This window comes from Streptomyces sp. NPDC059454 (assembly GCF_042749965.1).
In the GTDB taxonomy this organism is placed as follows: Bacteria; Actinomycetota; Actinomycetes; order Streptomycetales; family Streptomycetaceae; genus Streptomyces.
This window is the reverse complement of record NZ_JBHYVC010000004.1, coordinates 76589-98354: the sequence shown is the minus strand read 5'-3', so window position 1 is coordinate 98354 and position 21766 is coordinate 76589. Positions and strand designations below refer to the sequence as shown.

16 protein-coding genes and 1 pseudogene are annotated in these 21766 nt (G+C 72.3%); 2 read left to right on the top strand and 15 right to left on the bottom strand.

Translation table 11 applies throughout. The features are described from left to right. Positions 1 to 15: 15 nt before the first annotated feature. The 8 genes and pseudogenes from ACFXAE_RS04015 to ACFXAE_RS03980 form a co-directional block, all read right to left on the bottom strand. Positions 16 to 456 carry a pyridoxamine 5'-phosphate oxidase family protein gene (locus ACFXAE_RS04015; protein ID WP_381312443.1) on the bottom strand — a complete coding sequence of 147 codons (441 nt, stop codon included), beginning with the start codon at positions 454 to 456 and terminating at the stop codon, positions 16 to 18. Between the two features lie 339 nt (positions 457 to 795). Beyond that, positions 796 to 1302 (bottom strand): flavodoxin domain-containing protein, encoded by a 507-nt coding sequence (locus ACFXAE_RS04010; RefSeq protein WP_384707574.1) that lies wholly within the window; start codon positions 1300 to 1302, stop codon positions 796 to 798. Between the two features lie 16 nt (positions 1303 to 1318). Further along, the gene (locus ACFXAE_RS04005; RefSeq protein WP_384707571.1) at positions 1319 to 2050 is read right to left on the bottom strand and encodes a CBS domain-containing protein; all 732 of its coding nucleotides are present in this window, start codon (positions 2048 to 2050) and stop codon (positions 1319 to 1321) included. 12 nt (positions 2051 to 2062) lie between these two features. After that, positions 2063 to 4759, bottom strand: a pseudogene (locus ACFXAE_RS04000) (GNAT family N-acetyltransferase). A gap of 151 nt (positions 4760 to 4910) precedes the next feature. Further along, the gene (locus ACFXAE_RS03995) at positions 4911 to 5774 is read right to left on the bottom strand and encodes a universal stress protein (protein WP_384707568.1); all 864 of its coding nucleotides are present in this window, start codon (positions 5772 to 5774) and stop codon (positions 4911 to 4913) included. A 5-nt stretch (positions 5775 to 5779) separates the two neighbouring features. After that, complete coding sequence (adhP, locus tag ACFXAE_RS03990) at positions 5780 to 6802, bottom strand: alcohol dehydrogenase AdhP (RefSeq protein WP_384707566.1); 1023 nt, start codon at positions 6800 to 6802, stop codon at positions 5780 to 5782. A 37-nt stretch (positions 6803 to 6839) separates the two neighbouring features. Further along, positions 6840 to 7745: a universal stress protein gene (locus ACFXAE_RS03985; protein ID WP_384707563.1), complete on the bottom strand. Its 906-nt coding sequence runs from the start codon at positions 7743 to 7745 to the stop codon at positions 6840 to 6842. A gap of 152 nt (positions 7746 to 7897) precedes the next feature. Continuing rightward, a complete protein-coding gene (locus ACFXAE_RS03980) occupies positions 7898 to 8527 on the bottom strand; it encodes a hypothetical protein (protein ID WP_384707560.1) in 630 nt (209 codons plus the stop codon). Between the two features lie 271 nt (positions 8528 to 8798). Between ACFXAE_RS03980 and ACFXAE_RS03975 the strand changes: the two genes are divergently transcribed. Beyond that, positions 8799 to 9782 carry an Acg family FMN-binding oxidoreductase gene (locus tag ACFXAE_RS03975; RefSeq protein ID WP_384707557.1) on the top strand — a complete coding sequence of 328 codons (984 nt, stop codon included), beginning with the start codon at positions 8799 to 8801 and terminating at the stop codon, positions 9780 to 9782. 94 nt (positions 9783 to 9876) lie between these two features. On the opposite strand, the gene ACFXAE_RS03970 is transcribed toward ACFXAE_RS03975, so the two are convergent. The 7 genes from ACFXAE_RS03970 to ACFXAE_RS03940 all read right to left on the bottom strand — a co-directional run bounded on the left by ACFXAE_RS03970 (position 9877) and on the right by ACFXAE_RS03940 (position 18760). Then, positions 9877 to 10545, bottom strand: a complete 669-nt coding sequence (locus ACFXAE_RS03970) for an OsmC family protein (protein ID WP_384707555.1) — start codon at positions 10543 to 10545, stop codon at positions 9877 to 9879. 246 nt (positions 10546 to 10791) lie between these two features. Beyond that, positions 10792 to 12549, bottom strand: coding sequence for a GAF domain-containing protein (locus tag ACFXAE_RS03965; RefSeq protein WP_384707552.1), 1758 nt, complete (start codon positions 12547 to 12549; stop codon positions 10792 to 10794). A gap of 121 nt (positions 12550 to 12670) precedes the next feature. Further along, positions 12671 to 13696, bottom strand: a complete 1026-nt coding sequence (gap, locus tag ACFXAE_RS03960) for a type I glyceraldehyde-3-phosphate dehydrogenase (RefSeq protein WP_384707549.1) — start codon at positions 13694 to 13696, stop codon at positions 12671 to 12673. A gap of 168 nt (positions 13697 to 13864) precedes the next feature. After that, on the bottom strand, positions 13865 to 14563 hold the full coding sequence (locus ACFXAE_RS03955) for a response regulator transcription factor (protein ID WP_142191359.1): 699 nt from the start codon (positions 14561 to 14563) through the stop codon (positions 13865 to 13867). Between the two features lie 93 nt (positions 14564 to 14656). After that, on the bottom strand, positions 14657 to 15409 hold the full coding sequence (gene pflA / locus ACFXAE_RS03950) for a pyruvate formate-lyase-activating protein (RefSeq protein ID WP_384707919.1): 753 nt from the start codon (positions 15407 to 15409) through the stop codon (positions 14657 to 14659). Positions 15410 to 15414: 5 nt separating this feature from the next. Further along, entirely contained in the window at positions 15415 to 17673 is a 2259-nt protein-coding gene (gene pflB, locus ACFXAE_RS03945; protein WP_384707545.1) for a formate C-acetyltransferase, read from the bottom strand. 142 nt (positions 17674 to 17815) lie between these two features. Next, complete coding sequence (locus ACFXAE_RS03940) at positions 17816 to 18760, bottom strand: universal stress protein (protein ID WP_384707542.1); 945 nt, start codon at positions 18758 to 18760, stop codon at positions 17816 to 17818. A gap of 232 nt (positions 18761 to 18992) precedes the next feature. Here ACFXAE_RS03940 and ppdK point away from each other — a divergent pair, with 232 nt between their 5' ends. Beyond that, positions 18993 to 21689: a pyruvate, phosphate dikinase gene (gene ppdK / locus ACFXAE_RS03935; protein ID WP_384707540.1), complete on the top strand. Its 2697-nt coding sequence runs from the start codon at positions 18993 to 18995 to the stop codon at positions 21687 to 21689. The last annotated feature ends 77 nt before the right edge of the window (positions 21690 to 21766 follow it).

The window sequence follows — 21766 nt, the reverse complement described above, 5'->3', positions numbered from 1 at the left end:
GGCGCACGCGGCGGCTCACGACGGCACGTTGATTCCGTAAAGGGTGCGCCCGCCGACCAGCTCCCGGCCGGTGACCAGTTCCGGCTCGATGCGCACGAAGACCTCCACGGGCCAGGGCACCCAGGACCGGGGCCCGGTGCGGACCAAGTGCTCGTGCTCGTCGGGGTCGGTCACCACCGAGGCAGAGCCGGTGACGACGACGCTCCAGCCGGAACGCGCCGCAACGTCGACCTCGTCGGCCTCGAAGGCGACCACGGCGCCATCGACGGCGCGGACAAGCTCCGAGGAGGCCGACGTACGCAGCAGCACGGCACCGCTCTCCTCCAGGAGGAAGTTGACCGGCAGGACGGCGGGCAGAGCGTCGCGCGTGTGCACGATGCGGCCCACGGTCGCCTCGGTCAGCCGGCGCAGGCTCTCCTGCCGGTTCAGTTCGCGGAATCCGTCATTGCGGTACATCAGCCGGTCGTCTTCCCGTGTGTCGTCCGGTGCTGCCTTCCATCTTTCACGCGTGTGGCGGCCGGCAATGAGGGCCGACCGTCCCCGGTCGGCCGCGGAACGGCCCTCGTCCCGGTGGGACTTGGTGCCGTCTTCGGATCGCACCGACCTCGCGCCGTGGTCCGTCCGGCACGGTCTTCATCGCGCCGGTTCCTGCGGCTGACGACCGACTGGTCCACCGGCCATGTCGCCGAGCGCGCCCCGACGCCCACGCCCTCGGCTCGTACGCGGTCGTGACCGTGCCCCCAACACCCGGTCTCCCGGTGTCGGAGGCACGGCGAACCGTACCGCGGCACCTGTTCACCGGTGCGACATGGCGCCGAGTTCCCTCGCCACGCCCGCCGCCCAGTTCTCGATCGCGGCGAAGTCGCGGAAGTCACCGCCCTTGCCGTTGCGAAGGATCATGCGGGCGATGCGGCCTTGCGCCCCTTCGGTGAGGCAGCCGCCGAAGGTGACATGCGCACGGGTGTCGAGCTTGGCCATGGCCCTCTTGACGCCCGGAACGGGCGAAATGTCCCGCTGCGAGGCCGTCGAGTCGAGCGGTCCGGAGCTGAAGAACCACACCGGCCGGTGCGCCAGTGCGCCGCGGTGCCGCCGTACGAAGCGCCTGGCGTCCTTGTGCCAGCGCCCGGCGTACAGGGCACCGCCGACCACCACAGCCTCATAGCGGTCCAGATCCGTCACCGACCGGGCGGACAGCGCCTCGGCCGTGATTCCCGTCGTCCGCAGCACCTCCGCTATGGTCTCGGCGATCTTCTGCGTCGATCCGTTGGCCGACCCGTAAGCGACCAGCACCGTCTGCTCCATGGTGGTCCGCCTCCTCTCACAGGCGCCGCAGCCAGTCGTCCGCGACGCCGCCCGGCGCGCGCGTGTCGTCCCGGAACTCGGAGTCGTCGAAGCGGTGGGTGAGCCTGTCCACGACGTCGACGACTCCGTCGGTCCTGCGGGTCATGGCCACCGCGATCTCGCTTTCGCTCTTCCGCTCCAGCTGCCTTTCCAGCGTGACGACTCCCTCCGTGACGGTGACGTCGACGCTGCCGTTGACCAGCCACAGTCCGCGTTGCAGCACCTCGCGGATCACTTCCTCGCGGATCTCCGCGTCGGGTCGCAGGAAGGTCTGCAGCAGGTCGTGCCGGGTGACGATGCCGACCAGGCGGTCGTCCTCGTCGAGTACCGGGAGCCGGTTCACCCGGTGCTCGACCATGGTGCGGGCGGCCTCCACGACGGTGTCCTCGGCGTGCACGCTGACGGCGGGCGCGGTCATCAGGCGGCCGGCCGTGCGCGCCCGGGCCTTGGCCGCCCGTCGGCGGGCGCGCGGTGTCAGCCGTGCGAGGCGGAACCGCGGGGGCGGCTCGTAGGCGAGTGGGGTCGCGGCCTGGTGGAGCATCAGGTCCGTCTCGGAGACGACGCCGATGACGTGCTGGTCGTCGTCCACCACGGGCAGTCCGCTGACGCGGTGTTCCGCGAGCAGCCTGGCGACGGCCTTGAAGGGGGTGCCGTACTCGGCGCGGATCACCTGGGTGGTCATCACGGAGCCGACTTTCTGGTTCCTCATGTCTGTTCCTCCTCAGCGCAGTCGGCGCAGATAGGGGTCCTGTGGCCGACGGGGCAGCAGGCGTATCCGCGCGTCGAGGACGGTGACCTCGCCGGGTGTGGCGAGGATCGGGTTGAAGTCGGCTTCGGCGAGCTGCGGCAGGTCCATGGCCATCCGGGACAGCTTGTGGAGTACCTGTTCCAGCCCTTCCAGGTCGACGGGGCCGCCGCCTTGCGTGCCGAAGAGCAGGGGGGCGCAGCGCGGGGCGGTGATCAGGTCGTGCACGTCCTGACCGGTGAGCGGGGCGAGGCGGGCGGCGTGGTCGGCGAGCACCTCCGTCGCCGTGCCTCCCAGGCCGAAAACGACGAGCGGGCCGAAGACGCCGTCCTGGACGACGCCGGCGAACAGTTCGGTGCCGCGGGGTGCGAGTGGCTGGACGACGACTCCGGTCATGAGTCCTTCGAAGCGGGCCCGCAGGTCCTGGAAGGCCCTGCGTACCTGGGCCTCGTCGCGCAGGTCGAGGTGGACGGCGTGCTGGAGGCTCTTGTGCACGAGTCCGGGCCAGTGTGCCTTGAGGACCACTCGACCGTCGGTGCCGCGCAGGCGCTCGGCGGCGCGTACGGCGTCGTCCTCGGCCTCGGCCCAGGCCCAGGGCTGCTGAGGGATGCCGTAGCAGGACAGGAGCTCGGCGCAGGCACGCGGGTCCAGCCAGCCTCCGTCCGGTCGCTGGGCGAGGAAGTCGTCCGCCAGGGCCTGCGCACGGGAGGTGTCGATGTCGTCCGGGTCCGGCACGGTGCCGACGGGCCGGGCGAGCCAGGCGGCCCGTCGGGCGGCGTGGGCCAGCGCCCGTGCCGCCGCCTGCGGTTCGGCGTACGAGGGGATCGCCTCGCCGTCGGCGACGGGCAGCAGGGTGACCGGCAGGTCCTGTTCCAGGCGTACGACCATGACGGGCTTGGCCCGGCGGCCGGGCCCCCGGGTGACGGCCCGGACCAGGTCGTCGCCCGTCGCGGCGGCGACCGCGGTGGGGACGAGGGCCACCAGGACCGCGTCGACGGCCGGGTGACCCGCGAGCCGCTCGAGGCAGGTGTGCAACGCGTCCTCGGTCACGGCGGCGGTGGCGTCCACGGGGTTGCCGGCGCTCGCTCCGGCGGGCAGCGCGGCGAGCAGGTCGTCGGCCAGTTCGGGGCTGGGCGGGTTGAGGGTCAGGCCCGCTTCGGCGCAGGCATCGGCGGCCAGGACTCCCGCGCCACCGGCGTTGGTGATCACGGCGACGCGGGTGCCGGCCGGCAGGGGCTGCGCATGCAGCAGGGCCGCCGCTTCCAGCAGCTCGCCGACGGAGCGGGTCGCGGTGACGCCGGCCTGGGTGAACAGGGCCTGGCGGGTCATCGTGCCGGTCGCCGCGGCGGCGGTGTGGGAGGCGGCGGCGCGGCGGCCGGCGTCGGTGCGTCCGGCGTCGACGGTCAGTACCGGCATGCGCCGGGTGACCCGCCGGGCGGTGCGGGAGAAGGCCCGCGGGTTGCCGAAGGACTCCAGGTGCAGCAGAGCGAGGTCGGTGCGGCCGTCGCTCTCCCACCACTGGAGCAGGTCGTTGCCGCTGACGTCGTACTTGTCGCCGAGCGAGGCGAACGTGGAGACGCCGATGCCCAGCCGGGACAGTCCCTCCAGCAGGGCGATGCCGATGCCGCCGGACTGCACGGCGACCCCCTCGGTCCCGGCGCGCGGGTGCGCGGCGGCGAAGGTGGCGTCGAAACGGTACCCGGGGTCGGTGTTGGCCACGCCGAGGCAGTTGGGGCCGACCAGGCGCATCCCGTGGGTCCGGCAGGCGGCGAGCAGGGCCTCGGACTGCTCCGTGTCGAATCCGGCGGAGACCACGACGAGGGCGCGTACGCCCGCCTTGCCGCACTCCTCGGCGACGGCCGGCACGGTCCCGGCCGGGCTCGCCACGACGACCAGGTCAGGGATGACGGGAAGGGCGCCGACGCGGGGGTAGGACGGTACGCCGAGGATGGCGGTGGTGGCGGGATTGACCGCGAACAGGCGGCCGGTGAAGCCGTCCTCGTGAAGGTGGTGCAGCAGGGCGCATCCCACCGAGCCGGGACGGCGGCCGGCCCCGACGACGGCGATGGAGCGCGGCTTCAGCAGCGGCTCCAGGCTGGCCACGTCGGCGGTCCGTCCCCGGGCCTCCGAGGCCGTGAGGTAGGTCTCGTCGACGTGCAGGTCGATGGCGCAGTGCACCTCGGGGCCGTCGAACCGCCGGGTCGCGGCGAGGCCGAGGTCGGCGAAGAGCCGCAGTACCTAGTGGTTGTCGCTGAGGGCGTCGGCGGTGAAGGCGGTGATGCCGTCGGCACGGGCGGCCGAGACGAGGTGTTCGACGAGCAGGGTCCCCACGCCCCGGTGGTGCAGGCCGTCGGCGACCGCGACGGCGAGTTCGGCGGTCTGCGGCGCGTCGTCGTCGGAGTGGTACTCGACGAGGCCGATGACCTGTCCGGCGCGTTCGGCGAGCAGGGCCCGGTGCCCGCGCCGGGTCGGCGCGCACACGGTGTCCGCGGCCAGGCCGGCGGAGCGGGAGCCGGCTGAGAAGAAGCGCAGGCGGCGGTTGTCCGGTGACATCTCCGCGTAGAGCTCCTCCAGTTGGTCGTGGTCCCCGGGCTCGACGGCGCGGATACGGACGGTGGTGCCGTCCGTGAGCAGCGCGTGGACTGCGGGGCGGTGTGGCGTGTCGTCCTTCATGGCGGTTCTCCTTCGAGCCGCTCGGGTCCTTTGGCCTGTCGAGCGTCTGTCACGACGTCGGTCGCGCCCAGGGACCGACCGAGGGTGCCCGCAGGGCCGGTCGGCCCCCGGTCTCCCGCCGGTCGTCCCGCACGACGGTGGCTCCGGACCCTCACGCCGTGTCGGGTACGACCGCGATCGGGCAGGCGGAGTGGTGCAGGAGCGTGTGGGCGACCCGGCCGAGGCGGTGCCCGAACTGTCCGGGGCGCCGTCGGCCGACGATCAGCAGGTCCGCCTCGTGCGAGGCGGCGAGGAGCGCTCGGCGGGCGGGTCCCTCGACCGTGTGCCGGTGCAGTTCCACGTCCGGCGGGGCGTCGGCGAGCGCGGCCTCCAGCTCCTTGACCGCCCGTTCCTCGTGCAGCCGCTCGGGCGTGCCGGTGAGCAGCGGGTGGTCGGCCGGGTCGTGCGCGGGGCACCGCCACGCCCGCACCGCCTCCAGGGCGGCGCCGCGTCGCCGGGCCTCCTCGTAGGCGAAGCGCACCGCCGCCGTCGGCGCGTCGGCCACGCCGACGACGATGCGGCCGTGCCGGCCATCGGCGGCCCGGTTGTCGTGGCTGCCCCGGATCACGACGACCGGGCAGTGCGCCTCGGTGGCCACGGTCAGGCTGACGGAGCCCAGCAGGAGGTCGGCGAGTTCGCCGCGCCCGCGTGTGCCCATGATCACGGCCGCAGCGTTGCGCGCCTCGTGCAGGAGGACGTACTCCGGTTCTTCGGCCACCGCTTCGGTGGTGACGGGGAGGTCCGGGTGGTGACGACGGGCGCGGCGGGTGGCGACGACGAGGATGTCGTCGGGGGTGACGTGACCGGACGGCTTGCCGAGCTCTCGGGCGAGCGCGGTGCCCTCATAGCGATCCCAGCGGTAGGCGTGGACGATCCGCAGGGGAACTCCGTGCCGGGCGGCCTCGTCGGCCGCCCAGTCGACGGCCCGCAGGCTCGACTCGGATCCGTCGACGCCGACGACCATGGGCAGGGACATCGTTCTCAGCCTCCCGCGTTGAGATCGAACACGATGCGGGCCTTGACGTGACCGTGCAGGACCTCGTCGATGCAGTCGTTGACGGCGGTGAGCGGGCGGGTCTCCCGGATGACCTGCGTGCGGCCCTCGGCGTGGAGCTGGAAGACCTCGGCGAGGTCCTGCCGGGTGCCGACGATGGAGCCGATCACCGAGGTGCCGTTCAGGACGGTGTCGAAGATCGGGACCTGGAGGGTGCCGTGTGCCGGCAGGGCCACCATCACGAGCTTCCCGCCGCGCCGCAGCCCGGAGTTGACGGCTGCGAAGGCGGCCGGGTTCACGGCGAGGGCGAGGGCCGCGTGGGCGCCGCCGTGCCTCTTCAGCTCGGCGCCGACGTCCTGGGTGCGGGCGTCGATGAGGATGTCCGCACCCAGTTCCCTGGCGAGTTCGAGCTTGTCGTCGGTGACGTCGATCGCGGCAACGGTAGCTCCCGCGATCTTCGCGTACTGCACCGCCAGGTGGCCCAGTCCGCCCACGCCCGAGATCGCGACGAGCTGGGCGGGCCGGACGTCCGCGACCTTCAGCGCCTTGTAGGTGGTGACGCCCGCGCAGGTCAGCGGGGCGGCGTCGAGGGCGCTGACGCCCTCGGGCACCGGCTGGGCGAAGTCGGCCCGGGCGAGCATCTTCTCGGCGTAGCCGCCGTCGCAGCCGTAGCCGGTGTTGACTTGGCTCTCGCAGAGGGTCTCCCAGCCGGACAGGCAGTGCTCGCACCGCCCGCACGCGCTGCCGAGCCACGGCACGGCGACCCGTTGGCCGACGGCGAGGTGGGTCACGCCGTCGCCGAGCTTCTCGACGAGGCCGACGCCCTCGTGGCCGGGTACGAACGGCGGGGTGGGCCTGACCGGCCAGTCGCCGTGCGCCGCGTGGATGTCGGTGTGGCACAGCCCGGACGCCTCGACGCGCACGCGGACCTGCCCGGGGCCGGGCTCGGGGTCGGGACGCTCCTCGATGACCAGGGGCTCGCCGAACTCCCGGACGACCGCTGCCTTCATGATGCCTTCTCCTTCGATGCCTCTTCGGCCGGCCATGTCAGTCGTGCGCGACGACGGCGACGGGGGAGGTGGCGTGGTGCATGACCGCGTGGGCGACGGCGCCGATGTGCACACCGAACGGGCTGCGGCGGATGCGGCGGCCGACGACGACCAGGGAGGCGTCGCGGGCCGCGTCGACGAGGTGGCCGGCGGGGCTGCCGAGCCGGGACGCCTCGGTCACCTCGACGTCCGGGTACTTCTCCCGCCACGGCCGGAGCGCTTCGGTGAGGGCGTCGGCCTGCTCGCGGATGATGTCTTCGCGGGGGTCGACGCCGGCGGCCAGGCTGTAGACGTAGTAGGGCGGCAGGTTCCAACCCTGGACGACGGTCAGCGTGGCCTCTCGGCGCCGTGCCTCCTCGAACGCGAAGGTGATCACCGTCTCGTCCGGACTGTCGGTGTCCAGGCCCAGGACCACGGGACGGAAGCCGGTGGCGGCGGACGGGATGCCGGCGGGGTCCTTGACGTGTTCGTCGGCGGCCTGTTCGCCCGCTCGGACCAGGATCACGGGCACCTCGGTGCGGGCGACCACCGACTGGCCGACGGACCCGATCAGGAAGCCCGCGAGGCCGCTGAGGGCGCGCGAGCCCAGCACCAGCAGTTCCGCGTCGCGAGTGGCGTCGAGCAGGGCCTCCGCCGGGGTTCCGGCCCGCTGCTCGGTGGTCACCTCGACCCCGGGGTGCCGCAGCCTCAGCCCCTCGGCGGCCTCCCGGGGGATCCGCTCGGTCCAGTGCTGGTGCGTCTCGGCGCCGAGGAGCGGGGCCTGGGCCATGGGCTCCGGGACCGGCTGCCACACGTGAAGCAGTCGTACCGGCATCTGGCGCAGCGCGGCTTCGCGGGCCGCCCACTCTGCGGCTGCCCGGCTCTCGGGCGAGCCGTCGAGTCCTACGGTGATCGTGCGGGCCATGCCGGCCACCTCCTGTGTCATTGGTTCTGTTCTCAGCGTCTCTTCGGGCGGTTCCGGGGGGCAGGGGCCTGTGGTCCCGGGGTGGGGCCGACGGTCCCTGCCGACGTGCTGGTGGGGCGGGTCCTTGGGTGGTTCCGCCCCGCCAGTCGTGTTCAGCGCAGCCACGCGTGGTCGCGGACGATCGGGAGCCTGGCCCACAGCCGGCCCAGACCCAGCGCGTCACCGGCCGACACCACGGCCAGCGCGATCAGCACCACCGCGTACACCATGTGGTAGTCGGCGAACGGGTTCGTCGACATGCTCGCCGACCCGTCCGACAGGTGCTTCGCCGGCGGCCACTCCGCCACCCACATCAACGCCATCATCACCGTCCCCGCGAAGGCCGCCAGACGCAGCGCCACCCCCGCGGTCAGGGCCAGACCGATCCCCAGCAGACCCAGCATGAACAGCCAGTCCGCCCACGCCGCCCCGGCCCACGCATGGAACGTCGACTCCATCGGACCGACCGCGACGTGCCCCAGGAAACCCTCGGTGGGCGAACCCCCGTCGATCCAGCCCTTGCCGGACGCGGTGGCGTAACCGAACCCGAACGTCTTGTCCAGGAACGCCCACAGGAAGACGAACCCCATCAGCACCCGCGCCGAGGCGAAGACGTAGGCCCGTGCGGTGAGCGTGCCGGCCTCCGCCGACACAGCCGTCTCCGGCGCGGAAACGGCGCGGGTGCGGCGGAACGACGGCAGACGGAAACCCGAACTACGGTGCGTGGGCTGGTGCACGGCCATCACAGTGACTCCTTCAGGGAAGATCCGGCTGGTTCCTGACACCACTCACTCTCCCGGACCCCACCACCGCGCACCCGACGCCGAAGGTCCACACCCAAGGGACTCAACAGCCCTGATCCACAGGGACCTTCGGCCAGGACCAGACGAACAAGGCCGAACGGCGCTGGGTGGTGCCCGCACGGCCCTCACGCGCGCGCCGACGACGGCCAAGGCTGGAAAGGGTTCACCCACCAGCCCAGCCGGCCTCGGACATGGGCGGGAAGGAGTCCCGATGACCTCGACAACCCTCGACGCTCCGGCCTTGGAGCGGCTGGTCGCAGCGGCCGTGGCCGCGCCGTCCCTGCACAACACCCAGCCCTGGCACTTCCGGCTCGATACCGACACCCGCACGGTACGGATCGACGCCGCCGCGGACCGGGCGCTGCGCCACACCGACCCGGTGGGCCGCGCCGTGCACCTGTCCGTGGGCTGCGCGGTCCTCAATTTGCGCGTCGCCGCCGCCCACTTCGGCTGGGAGCCGGTGACCCGGCTGCTTCCGTGCCCGGACCGTCCCGCTCTGCTCGCCACGGTCCGGCTCACCGAATCGGTACGCGGCGCACCGTCGACCGGCTTGTACGAGGCGGTGTGGCGCCGGCACAGCAGCCGTTTCCCCTTCTCCGGGCAACCGCTGCCGTCGGACCTGCTCGCCGAGCTGACCGAGGCGGCCCACCTGGAGGGTGCGACCCTGCGATTCCCGGGGCGCGACGACACCGACCGGGTGCTGAGTGCCACGCGGGAGGCGGAGTGGCGCAACCGGGCGGACGCCGACCGCGCAGCGGAGAGCCGTCGGCTGGTCAGTGGCCCGCACTCCCCGTGGCTGGGACTTCCGGCAGCGGTTCTCGGCCCGCAAGACGCCCTGGAGCGCATACCGATGCGGGACTTCGGGGCTCACCGGCACCCGGACCTGCTGCGCGCCCGCGCCTTCGAGACGCGTCCGGTCCTCGCGCTGCTGTCCACGGCACACGACCGGCGGACGGACTGGCTGCGGGCCGGCCAGGCGCTGGAACGCGTGCTCCTGCTGGCCACCCGGCACGGAGTGCGGGCGTCACTCCTGCACCAGGCCATGGAGTGGCCCGACCTGCGCCGGGCCCTCGACGGTCTCCCGGTCGACGGCCCTCGGGTGCACACGCAGATGGTGATCCGGCTCGGGTACGGCCCCGAAGGACCGGCCTCGCCGCGCCGCCCGATGGAGGAAGTGATGGAGGGCGACGAGTGATCGCGTCCCGCCCGGTCGCGTCGACGACGCGACCGGGCGGTGTCGTCGCCGCGCCGGCCGACGCGGGCACTCGGCAGGCCGACTGCCGCGCGTATCACCCCACGTCGACGCGCCCGTCCTCCCTGACCTGCGGTATTTCCGCACTCTCCGATTCGCGCCGGACGTGCACCCGCACCTCGGGAGCGTCGGCCAGTGTGTTGCTCACCGTGCAGTGCGAGACCACCGCGCGCAGCGCGGCCAGCCGCTCGGCGGGCAGGGACGGGGCGTGGACGGTCATCGACAGGGAGGCGACCCGTGCGGGGCGGTCGTCGGCCATGCGGAAGTCCGCCCGGACGGTCAGACCGTCCCTGCTGAGGCCATGCCTGTCCAGGTACCGGCCCGCGTAGTGCGCGGTGCAGGAGGCCACAGAAGCGATGAAGAGTTCCACGGGCGTGGGTGCCGTGTCCCTGCCGCCGTCGGTCCGTGGCTGGTCGACGGTCAGGACGTGTCCCCGTACCCGCACTTCGAAGGCGTCGCCGGCGACAGGCGTCACGTCGACGCGTCCGGCCTGCACGTCAGGGCCCGGCTCCACGGCGGCGGCCTGGAAGAGCAGCAGACCGGCCAGGCGCCGCGCCTCCTCGGCGGTCAGCGACAGCCACGGGGCCCGGCTGTCGTGCGGGGCACGGGCAGTGTCCAGGACGACGCGTCCCATGGAAGCCGGGAGATCCTGGGACGCGAGTCGTGTGACGTTGATGGTGCGTCCGCAGCGGCTGGTCATCTTCATGACGTCTCCCGGCCGGGTGCCTTGCCCTCGAGCCCCAAGCGTGCTCGACGCAGCTGCTCCGCCCACCCGAGCAGGGCCGGCGGGCCGGGCCGGCCCCGGTCGTCCGCCTCGGCACCTCCATTCGACCGCGGTCGCGGTCCACCGTCATGGGCCGAGGGGCCCGCGCGCCGTGAGCCGATGGTCCCGGCACGACCGTCCCCACTCGGCAGGGCCCTCAAGGTGCCGCTCGCCCGCCGGCACCGTGCGTCACCGAGCAGACCCGCCGCTCTCCGACGTGTCCGGGGACTGCTCCAGCGGAGCGTGCCACACCAGCCGAGTCCCCTTCCCACCGGGGCTTTCCAGCTCCATGCCGCCGCCGAGCTTCTGCGCTCGCTCGGCCATGTTGGTCAGACCGCTGCGGCGGCCTCCGTCCGGGATGCCGACGCCGTTGTCCGTGACCGTCAGGCGGACCTGCTTGCCGTCCGTCTCCAGTACGACGTCGGTGCGGTCGGCGCGGGCGTGCCGGGCGACGTTGGTCAGGGACTCGGTGAGGACGGCCAGGACGTGGTCGGCGGTCGCCGCGGGCACGTGCGTGTCGAGCAGGCCCTCCATGCGGACGCTGGGGGCGAAGCCCAGGAGCGGTGCGGCCTCGCCGATCGCGCGCACCGCGCGGGAGCGCAGGCCGGGCGCCGCGTCGTCGTCGCGGGAGCGCAGACCGAAGATGGTCGACCTGATGATCTTGATGGTTTCGTCGAGGTCGTCCACCGCCCGCAGGATCCGCTTGGAGGCCACCGGGTCCTGGACGCGGCGGCCGGCGCTCTGCAGGGTCATGCCGGTGGCGAAGAGCCGTTGGATGGCCAGGTCGTGCAGGTCGCGCGCGATCCGGTCGCGGTCCTCCAGCAGGGCGATCTGCCCGGCGTCCTCGCGTCGTTCCGCCAGCTCCATCGCGACGGCGGCCTGCGCGGCGAAGACCTGGAGCGGCTCGGTCTCCTTCCCGGTGAACTCCCGGCCGCCCGACTGCCGGACCAGCAGCACCACACCGCGGGTCTCGTCGCCGGTGCCGATCGGCACGGCGACGGCCGGTCCGAGCCCGTCGAAGCGCGGCGGACCGGCCGAGACCCTGGAGTCGCACGAGACGTCCGGGCTGCTGACCGGCGCTCGCTGGACGAACGCCTGCCCGATGAGCGTGCCTTCCGTAGGCAGGACGATCCCGCGCCATGCGTCGGCCTGCTGGCCGACAGCGAGTTCGACGGCGAGGGTGTCGGTACCGCTCACCGGCATGGCCACCACGCTCAGGGCGGAGGCGGTGATCTCCCTGGCCCGTTCGGCGATCAGCGGCAGCACCCCGCCCTGGTCCCCGCCGGACATCAGGGTGTGGGTGACCTCCGCGTTCACCTGAAGCCAGCGCTCGCGCAGACGGGACTCCTCGTACAGGCGGGCGTTGTCGATGGCCACGCCGGCCGCCACGGCCAGGGTGGCCAGCACCGACTCGTCGTCCTCGTCGAACTGCTGCCCGCCGCGCTTCTCCGTCAGGTACAGGTTGCCGAAGACGTGGTCCCGTACCCGGATGGGAACGCCGAGGAAGGTGTTCATCGGCGGGTGGTGGGCCGGGAAGCCGTAGGAGGCGGGGTGGTCGGAGAGTTTGGCCAGGCGCAGTGGCTCGGGGTGGCGGATCAGCTCGCCCAGGATGCCGTGGCCCTCCGGGTAGGGGCCGATCCGCGCGATCTGTTCCTCGTCGACGCCCACCGTGTGGAAGGCGGACAGCCGCTCGCCGTCGGGGCCGATGACGCCCAGCGCCGCGTACTCCGCGTCGACCAGGGCCGCCGCGGCCTCCACGATGCTGCGCAGTGCCTGCTCCAGATCCAGTTCGCGGCCGACCGACAGCACGGCCTCCAGAAGGCTGTGGACCCGGTCCCGGGTGCCGCGCGCCGCGTCCAGACGGGCCTGCAGCTCCTCCAGCAGCTCGTCCAGCCGCAGCTGCGGCAGCCGTACCCGTGCCTCACGGGCTTCCTGGGCGTTTGCCACCGCTGATCCTCCAACGCCTCACCGCATGTCGGCAGCCTTACCGTGAACCTGCCACGGTAGCGGCTCGAATAGGGAGACGATAAGGGATCAGCGCCGCCGCGTGGCCGACTGGCCGGAACCGTCAGCTCCGGGGCAGTCGGGCCGCGACGTACGAGGTGAGGTCGAGCAGGCGGTTCGTATAGCCCCATTCGTTGTCGTACCAGCCGAAGACCTTGACCAGGTCACCGTGGGTCTGGGTGAGGGGGGCGTCCAGGACGCAGGAGGCGGGGTCGCCGACCACGTCGCGAGAGACGATCGGTGCGTCGGACACCCTCAGGACGTCCTTCAGCGGTCCCTCGGCGGCCTCGCGGTAAGCGGCGTTGATCTCCTCGGCGCTCACCGTCCTCTCGAGGACCACGGTCAGGTCGGTCAGCGAGCCGTCCTCGACCGGGACGCGCACGGCGCTGCCGTCCAGCGTGCCCGCCAGCTCGGGCAGGACCAGGCCGACGGCGCGGGCGGCGCCGGTGGTGGTGGGGATGATGTTGACCGCCGCAGAGCGGCCCCGGCGCAGGTCCTTGTGGGGGCCGTCCAGGACCACCTGGTCGTTGGTGTAGCCGTGGATCGTGGTCATCAGTCCTCTGACGACGCCGAAGCGGTCGTCGAGGACCTTGACCATCGGAGCCACGCAGTTGGTGGTGCACGAGGCGTTGGAGATCACGTGGTGGTGCTCCGGGTCGTACGTTCCTTCGTTGACTCCCATGACGATCGTGGCGTCGACGTTCTTGCCGGGCACGGACAGAAGCACTTTGCGCGCGCCGGCCGCCAGGTGCAGGCCGGCCTGCTCTCGGGTGCGGAAGCGGCCCGTGGACTCGATCACCACGTCCACGCCGAGGTCTCCCCAGGCCAGCGCGGCCGGGTCGCGCTCGGCGGTCACGGTGATGCGGTGCCCGTCCACGGTCAGCGAGGTGTCGTCGTGCTCGACGGGGCGGTTCAGCCGTCCGTACGTCGAGTCGTACGTCAGCAGGTGCGCGAGCGCTGCCGGGGAGGTGACGTCGTTGACCGCCACCACCTCCAGCGGCGCCGCCGCGGCGCCGGTGCGTTCCAGTACGCAGCGCAGGTAGTTCCGGCCGATCCGGCCGAAACCGTTGATACCCACTCGCACGGTCATGTCTTCCGTCCTCCCCTTGGTGCGGCGATGCCCGGCGGTGTTCCGGGACCGCTCTCAGCCTGCCGCCCGGGTGTTCGTGCGGGTATGGGCCGGGTGAGGGCGGACCGTGGGGACCTTCGGCCCCCGACGGGGGGGCCGGGTGCGGGGCCGACCGGCGGGCCCGTCCCGCTACTGGCCTTCGGTGCGCATCCGGTCCCGCGCCTGGGTGGCGATGACGGCGGCCTGGACACGGCGTTCCACGCCGAGCTTGGCGAGCAGCCGGGAGATGTGGTTCTTGACCGTCTTCTCAGCCAGGTAGAGCCGCTGGCCGATCTGCCGGTTGGTGAGCCCTTCGCCGATCAGTTCGAGGATCTCGCGTTCCCGGTCGGTGAGACCCGGCAGCATCTCCGGCTCCTCGGCCGGCTGCTGCCCGCCGCCCCGCAGCCGCGCCATCAGCTTGGTCGTGGCGCTGGCGTCCAGCAGCGACTGGCCGCGGGCCACCGTGCGCACGGCCGAGACCAGGTCGGAGCCCTGGATCTGCTTGAGGACGTATCCGGCCGCCCCCGCCATGATCGAGTCCAGCAGCGCCTCCTCGTCGTCGAAGGAGGTCAGCATCAGGCAGGCCAGGTCCGGCATCTGCGACCGCAGCTCGCGGCAGACGGTCACGCCGTCGCCGTCGGGCAGGCGCACGTCGAGGACGGCCACGTCGGGACGGAGGGCGGGAACCCGGACCAGCGCCTGTTCCACCGTCGCGGCTTCTCCGACCACGGTGATGTCCGGTTCGTCGTCCAGCAGGTCGTGCACCCCGCGTCGTACCACTTCGTGGTCGTCCAGGAGGAAGACCCTGATCGGGCTTCCCGTGCTGTCGCCCTGCTCGCTGTGCGCCATCGAATGCTCCTCGCAATGCCTCGGTCTGTGTCGGAATCCTTTCTTCCCAGGATGGCCGAGGTCCAGGGCCGGTCGGCCCCGATTTCGCCTGCGTCAGTGGGCCATGAGGCCGCGCTCGCGGAACTGGCCCTGTACCCGGTCCACCAGCGTCTTGTCCGGAACCGGGGCGTCACGCAGGGGAAAGGGGATGCCCAGGGCGTCGTACTTCGCGGCGCCGAGCTTGTGGAACGGCAGGATGTCGACCCGCTCCACGCAGGCGAGGCCGGAGAGGAATCCGGCGAGTCCGTCGACGGCGTCCTCGTCGTCGGTCCAGCCGGGCACCAGGACGTACCTGATCCACACGCGCTTGCCCAGCCGGTCGAGACGGGTGGCGAAGTTCAGGGTGGGGGCGAGGGCGCCGCCGGTCAGCTTCCGGTAGGTCGTGACGTCGAAGGACTTGATGTCCAGCAGCACCAGGTCGGTGTCGGCCAGGAGCGTGTCCGTGGCGCGGGCACCGAGGAAGCCGGAGGTGTCGAGGGCGGTGTGCAGGCCGGCCTCCTTGCAGCGACGCAGGACCGCCGCGGTGAAGGCCGGCTGGAGCAGGGGTTCGCCGCCGGTGAGGGTCACTCCCCCGCCGGCCGTGACGAGGAAGTCCCGGTACTTGTCGATCTCCGCCATCACCTCGTCGACGGCGGCCTCCCGGCCGTCGCGCATGTGCCATGTGTCGGGGTTGGCGCAGTAGAGGCAGCGCAGGGGGCAGCCGCTGGTGAAGAGGACGAACCGGGTCCCGGGACCGTCCACGCCGGTGGACAGGTCCCAGGAGTGGATCCGTCCGGTGACCGATCCCGGTGCCACGGTCGGAAGCATCGTGCTCACAGCGATCCGTGGAAGGTGCGGCTGATCACGTCGAGCTGCTGCTCACGAGTCAGGCGGACGAAGTTCACGGCGTAGCCGGAGACCCTGATCGTCAGCTCGGGGTACTTCTCCGGGTGTTCCATCGCGTCCTCCAGCACGGCGCGGTCCAGCACGTTGACGTTCATGTGGAAGCCGCCCGCGGACATGTAGGCGTCGAGGATGCCGACCAGGTGACCGGCCCGCTCCTCGGGGACGTGGCCCAGCCCTTCCGGGGTGATCGTGGTGGTCAGGGAGATGCCGTCGCGTGCCGCCTCGTAGGGCAGTTTGGCCACCGAGAGGGCGGAGGCGGCCACGCCGTGCTTGTCGCGGCCGTTCATCGGGTTGGCGCCGGGGGCGAAGGGTTGGCCGGCGCGGCGGCCGTCGGGGGTGTTGCCGGTGTGGGTGCCGTACACGACGTTGGAGGTGATGGTCAGCACCGACTGCGTGTGCTCGGCATCGCGGTAGGTGGGGTGCTCGCGCACCTTCGCCATGAACGACTCCACCAGGCCGACGGCGATCGCGTCGGCGCGGTCGTCGTTGTTGCCGTACGCCGGGAAGTCGCCCTCGGTGTGGAAGTCCACGGCCAGTCCGGTCGCGTCACGGATGACCTTCACGCGGGCGTGCTTGACGGCGGAGAGGCTGTCCACGGCGACGGACAGTCCGGCGATGCCGCACGCCATGAACCGGTGCACGGGGTGGTCGTGCAGGGCCATCTCGATGCGCTCGTAGGCGTACTTGTCGTGCATGTAGTGGATGACGTTGAGTGCGTCGACGTAGGTCTGGGCCAGCCAGTCCAGGACCCGGTCGTAGGCGGCCGACAGTTCGTCGTAGTCCAGGTACTCGCGGGACAGCGGGGGCATCTCCGGGGTGATCTGGTCGCCGGTCATCTCGTCCCGGCCGCCGTTGACGGCGTACAGCAGCGCCTTGGCGAGGTTGACGCGGGCGCCGAAGAACTGCATCTGCTTGCCGACCGCCATGGCGGAGACGCAGCAGGCGATCGCGGTGTCGTCGCCGGTGCGCGGGCGCATCAGGTCGTCGGACTCGTACTGGACGGCGCTGGTGTCGATGGACACCTGGGCGCAGAACTCCTTGAAGCCGGCCGGCAGGCGGGGCGACCACAGGACGGTCAGGTTCGGTTCCGGGGCGGGGCCGAGGTTGTAGAGGGTCTGCAGGAAGCGGAAGGAGGTGCGGGTGACCAGCGTGCGTCCGTCTGCGCCGATGCCGCCGATGGACTCCGTCACCCAGGTCGGGTCGCCGGAGAACAGGGCGTCGTACTCGGGGGTGCGCAGGAACCGCACGATGCGCAGCTTGATGACGAAGTCGTCGATCAGCTCCTGGGCCCGCCTCTCGTCGAGGAGTCCCTCGTCGAGGTCGCGCTGGAGGTAGACGTCCAGGAAGGTGGAGGTACGGCCGAGCGACATGGCCGCGCCGTTCTGCTCCTTCACCGCGGCCAGGAAGCCCAGGTAGAGCCACTGGACGGCCTCGTGCGCGGTGGCCGCGGGCCGGGTGACGTCGCAGCCGTAGGACGCGGCCATCTCGGCCAGTTCGCCCAGCGCCCGGATCTGCTCGGCGAGTTCCTCGCGGTCGCGGACGACGTCGGCGGTGGACGGCCGGGTGTCCAGCAGGGCCCTCTCGGCGCGCTTGGCCTCGGTGAGCCGGTCGGTGCCGTACAGGGCGACGCGGCGGTAGTCCCCGATGATCCGGCCGCGGCCGTAGGCGTCGGGCAGGCCGGTGATGATGCCGACCTTGCGGGCGGCGCGCATGGCGGGGGTGTAGGCGTCGAAGACGCCCGCGTTGTGGGTCTTGCGGTAGGTGTCGAACACCTTTGTGACGAACGGGTCGGGCTCGTAGCCGTACGCCTTCAGCCCGTTCTCCACCATGCGCAGGCCGCCGTTGGGCATGATCGCCCGCTTCAGCGGGGCGTCGGTCTGCAGGCCGACGATCAGCTCGCGGTCGCGGTCGATGTAGCCGGGGGCGTGCGAGGTGATGGTGGAGGGGGTGGCGGCGTCCACGTCGAGCACGCCCCTGCGCCGCTCCTCCGGGAACAGCGCGCCGACCTTCTCCCAGACCGCGCGGGTGCGGTCCGTGGGGCCGGCCAGGAAGGAGGCGTCGCCCTCGTAGGGCGTGTAGTTGGCCTGGATGAAGTCGCGCACGTCGATGCGCTCACGCCACCCGCTCCCGGCGAACTGCCGCCAGGCGTCGGCGGTCCGGGGGCCGGCTGTCACCGTCGCGGTCATCACGGGTCCTCTCGTCGTACGGTCTTGTCACTGTCGATGCTCGTCGTACGGGTCCGCGGCGAGCAGTGCCGGACAGGGCACCGGGTGGTCCCGTGCGGCCCCGGCCGGCCGGGACCTTCGGCCCCGACCGGCCGCCGTGGTGTCAGCCGTGCGGAACCACGGCGACGGGACATCCGACGTGGTGCAGGACGGCGTGCGTGACCGGCCCCGTGAAGACACCGACCTGGTGATCGATGCCGCGGCGGCCCACCACCAGGAGGCCCGCGTCCTGAGCGGCCCGCACCAGAACCACAGCGGCGCGCCCCTCGGTGACCGTCTCGGTCACCGGGACGGTCGGGTACTTCTCCCGCCAAGGACGCAGCACCGCCGCCACGGTGCGCTCCTGGTCCGCCAGCGCCTGAGCCTGCGGCCAAGGAACGGGAGCCGGGCCCTCCGGGGCCGCGGACCCCAGGGGCACGGACGGAACGGGGGCGGGCCGGAAGGCGGTCCGAAAAGCGTGGACCACTGACAGGCCGGTGCCACGCCGGCGGGCGGCGTCGAAGGCGAACTCGATCAGTTCGTCGCAAGGACGATCCGTCTGCAGCCCCAGGACCACGTGACGGTAGGGCGTCTCCGGTATCTCCTCCGGGGCGACGCCGTCGGTGGCCGGCAGGTGCTCGTCGGCGGCGGACCGTCCCGCGCGGACCAGGACGACCGGGTGGGGGGACCGGCCGACGACTCGCTGGGAGACGGAGCCCGTGAGGAAGCCGCCCAGAGCTCCGAGGCCACGGGAACCGAGGACCAGCAGGTCGGCGTCGGCCGCGGCCTTCAGCAGGCCGGCCACCGTGGCGTCGCACACGAGTCGGCCGGTGATCCGTAGCCCTGGGTGGGCGGCACGGACACTGCGTACGGCCTCACCCAGGAGATGCTCGGCCCAGTCGCGCTCGGTGCTGTCCATGGGGATGTACGGCGCGGGGCGGGGGTGGCGGTGCCAGACGTGGATCACGCCGAGATCCGTTCCTCGCCGCTGAGCCTCCCGGGCCGCCCAGTGCGCGGCGGCGAGTCCTTCGGTCGATCCGTCGATCCCCACCACGATGTCGTGCGGCATGACGTGTCCCCTCCCGGGTCGATGACTTCCGATGCCTTCGAGCGTCCTCTCGGCCGATCTGGTGGTCCACGGACCGCACAGCCCCGGCAGGGCGCCGATGGTCCCTCCGGAACGGCAAGGGCTCATCGAGGGCCGACCGGTCCCTCACGCGGGACGGCCGGCACCTCGCGCCGAGCACGCCCCCGTCCGACGCTGGAACCATCACGCCCCAACGCTTGAGGAGCGCAGCGTCATGGTCCGTTACGTGTACGACTTCACCGAGGGCGGCCGTGACATGGCCGGCCTCCTCGGCGGCAAGGGATCGAACCTGGCGGAGATGACCCGGCTCGGGCTCCCCGTACCGCCGGGATTCACCCTCACCACCGAGGCGTGCCGCGCCTTCCTGACCACGGGCAGCGAGCCCGCGGGCCTGTGGGAGGAGGTCTCCGCGCACCTGTCGGCCCTCGAAGCCTCCGCCGGCCGTTCGCTGGGCCAGCCGGACGACCCGCTGCTGCTGTCCGTCCGCTCCGGCGCGAAGTTCTCCATGCCCGGCATGATGGAGACGATCCTCGACATCGGTCTGAACGACGGCTCCGTCCTCGGGCTGGCCAAGGTCTCCGGCAGTGAACGCTTCGCCTGGGACTCCTACCGCCGCCTCGTCCAGATGTTCGGCAGCACGGTCATGGGCGTCGACTCCTCCTCCTTCGAACGGTCCCTCGCCCTGATGAAGGATCTGCGCGGTGTGCGGGACGACGTGCACCTGACGGCGTCCGACCTGGCCGAGCTGGTCGAGACGTACAAGAACCTGATCCACCTGGAGACCGGGGATCGCTTCCCTCAGTCCCCCGCCGAGCAGCTGCGCCGGGCGGTCCTGGCCGTGTTCGAGTCCTGGAACGGTGAACGCGCCCGCCTGTACCGGCGGCGCGAGCACATCGCCGACGACCTGGGCACCGCCGTCAACGTGCAGCGCATGGTCTTCGGCAACCTCGGGGCCGACTCCGGCAGCGGCGTCGCCTTCACCCGTGACCCGGCCACCGGGCGCCGGGGCCTGTACGGCGACTACCTGCCCGACGCGCAGGGCGAGGACGTCGTCGCCGGCATCCGCAACACGGTGCCGCTGGCCGAGCTGAGGCGCCTGGACGCCGCGTCCTACGACCGGCTGCGCGCACACATGCGCACTCTGGAACGGCATTACCGGGATCTGTGCGACATCGAGTTCACGATCGAGCGCGGCACCCTGTGGATGCTCCAGACCCGGGTCGGCAAGCGCACCGCCGAGGCCGCCTTCGTTCTCGCCGCCGAGCTGGCCGACGAAGGGCTCATCACCCCGGACGAGGCGCTGGCCCGGGTGAGCGGCGAGGGCCTGGCCCGGCTGATGTTCCCGCGGTTCGACGCCTCCGCCACCGGTACCGCGCTCGCCCACGGCGTCCCGGCCTCTCCCGGCGCGGCGGTCGGGACCGTGGTCTTCGACTCCGCCCAGGCGGTGCGCCGCGCCGCGGCCGGCGAGAAGGTGGTCCTGGTCCGCCAGGAGACCACCCCGGACGACCTGCCCGGCATGATCGCCGCTCAGGCGGTCCTCACCAGCCGGGGTGGCAAGACCAGCCACGCGGCCGTCGTCGCCCGCGGCATGGGCAAGGTCTGCGTGTGCGGCGCCGAGGAACTCACCGTGGACACCGATGCCCGCCGCTTCACCACCGCGGACGGCACCGTCGTCGAGGAGGGCACCGTCGTCTCGGTGGACGGCTCCGCCGGAGCGGTGTACGCGGGAGCCGTACCGCTGGTGGACTCGGCGGTCATCCGGTACCTGGAGGACGGCCCGGGCGACGAAGGCGCGCAGGGCACGGTCGGCGCGGTGGCCCGGGCGCTGTCCCGCGCCGATACCGTCCGGCGGCTGGAGGTGCGGGCCAACGCCGACACCCCCGAGGACGCCGCCCGTGCCCGCCGGTTCGGAGCACAGGGCATCGGCCTGTGCCGCACCGAGCACATGTTCCTCGGGGAACGCCGCAAGCTGGTGGAGCAGATGATCCTGGCCGACACGGACGCCGAGCGCGACCGGGCCCTGACGGACCTCCTGCCCCTTCAACGGCGGGACTTCGCCGGCATCCTGGAGGCCATGGACGGTCTGCCGGTCACCATCCGGCTGCTCGACCCGCCACTGCACGAGTTTCTGCCCGACCGCACCGAACTGGCGGTGCGGATCGCCACCGCTCAGGCCCGTGGCGAGGAGCCGGACGCGCACGACGTCGAACTGCTCGGCGCGGTGAACCGCATGCACGAGGAGAACCCGATGCTCGGGCTGCGCGGCGTACGCCTGGGCCTGGTCGTGCCCGGCCTGGTCACCATGCAGGTCCGGGCGATCGGTGAGGCCGTGACCGAGCGCCTGTTGGCCGGTGGCGCACCCCAGGCGGAGATCATGGTCCCGCTCGTCGGTGACGTCCGTGAACTACGCCTCGTGCGCACGGAGGTCCAACGGGTACTGGCCGAGACCTCACGGACGGCCGGAGTCGTCCTCGACTGCCCGGTCGGCACCATGATCGAGTTGCCCAGGGCCGCCCTGACGGCGGGCCGGATCGCCGAGGAAGCCGAGTTCTTCTCCTTCGGCACCAATGACCTGACCCAGACGACCTGGGGCTTCTCCCGCGACGACGTCGAGGCGGAGTTCTTCTCCGCCTACCTGGACAAGGGCGTCTTCTCCACCTCCCCCTTCGAGACGCTCGACCGCGAGGGAGTCGGCCGGCTGGTGGGCATCGCTGTCGCCGAGGGCCGCGCCACTCGCCCGGACCTCAAGATCGGGGTGTGCGGCGAGCACGGCGGCGACCCCGACTCGGTGCACTTCTTCCACACCGCCGGACTGGACTACGTCTCCTGCTCGCCGTTCCGGGTGCCGGTGGCGCGACTGGAGGCGGGGCGGGCGGCGCTGGAGGAGACCGAGGGGAGCGACAGCAGGTGAACCGCGGGGCGGGGCCACTCGGCCCTCATACCAGGGACCGGCCGCTCCTCCCTCCGGGGCCGGTCGCCCCTGGGACG

Coding starts and splice junctions, on each gene's coding strand:
- ACFXAE_RS04015 (WP_381312443.1), bottom strand. CDS start 456: ATGTACCGCAATGACGGATTCCGCGAACTGAACCGGCAGGAGAGCCTG.
- ACFXAE_RS04010 (WP_384707574.1), bottom strand. CDS start 1,302: ATGGAGCAGACGGTGCTGGTCGCTTACGGGTCGGCCAACGGATCGACG.
- ACFXAE_RS04005 (WP_384707571.1), bottom strand. CDS start 2,050: ATGAGGAACCAGAAAGTCGGCTCCGTGATGACCACCCAGGTGATCCGC.
- ACFXAE_RS03995 (WP_384707568.1), bottom strand. CDS start 5,774: ATGTCCCTGCCCATGGTCGTCGGCGTCGACGGATCCGAGTCGAGCCTG.
- adhP (WP_384707566.1), bottom strand. CDS start 6,802: ATGAAGGCAGCGGTCGTCCGGGAGTTCGGCGAGCCCCTGGTCATCGAG.
- ACFXAE_RS03985 (WP_384707563.1), bottom strand. CDS start 7,745: ATGGCCCGCACGATCACCGTAGGACTCGACGGCTCGCCCGAGAGCCGG.
- ACFXAE_RS03980 (WP_384707560.1), bottom strand. CDS start 8,527: ATGGCCGTGCACCAGCCCACGCACCGTAGTTCGGGTTTCCGTCTGCCG.
- ACFXAE_RS03975 (WP_384707557.1), top strand. CDS start 8,799: ATGACCTCGACAACCCTCGACGCTCCGGCCTTGGAGCGGCTGGTCGCA.
- ACFXAE_RS03970 (WP_384707555.1), bottom strand. CDS start 10,545: ATGAAGATGACCAGCCGCTGCGGACGCACCATCAACGTCACACGACTC.
- gap (WP_384707549.1), bottom strand. CDS start 13,696: ATGACCGTGCGAGTGGGTATCAACGGTTTCGGCCGGATCGGCCGGAAC.
- ACFXAE_RS03955 (WP_142191359.1), bottom strand. CDS start 14,563: ATGGCGCACAGCGAGCAGGGCGACAGCACGGGAAGCCCGATCAGGGTC.
- pflA (WP_384707919.1), bottom strand. CDS start 15,409: ATGCTTCCGACCGTGGCACCGGGATCGGTCACCGGACGGATCCACTCC.
- pflB (WP_384707545.1), bottom strand. CDS start 17,673: ATGACCGCGACGGTGACAGCCGGCCCCCGGACCGCCGACGCCTGGCGG.
- ACFXAE_RS03940 (WP_384707542.1), bottom strand. CDS start 18,760: ATGCCGCACGACATCGTGGTGGGGATCGACGGATCGACCGAAGGACTC.
- ppdK (WP_384707540.1), top strand. CDS start 18,993: ATGGTCCGTTACGTGTACGACTTCACCGAGGGCGGCCGTGACATGGCC.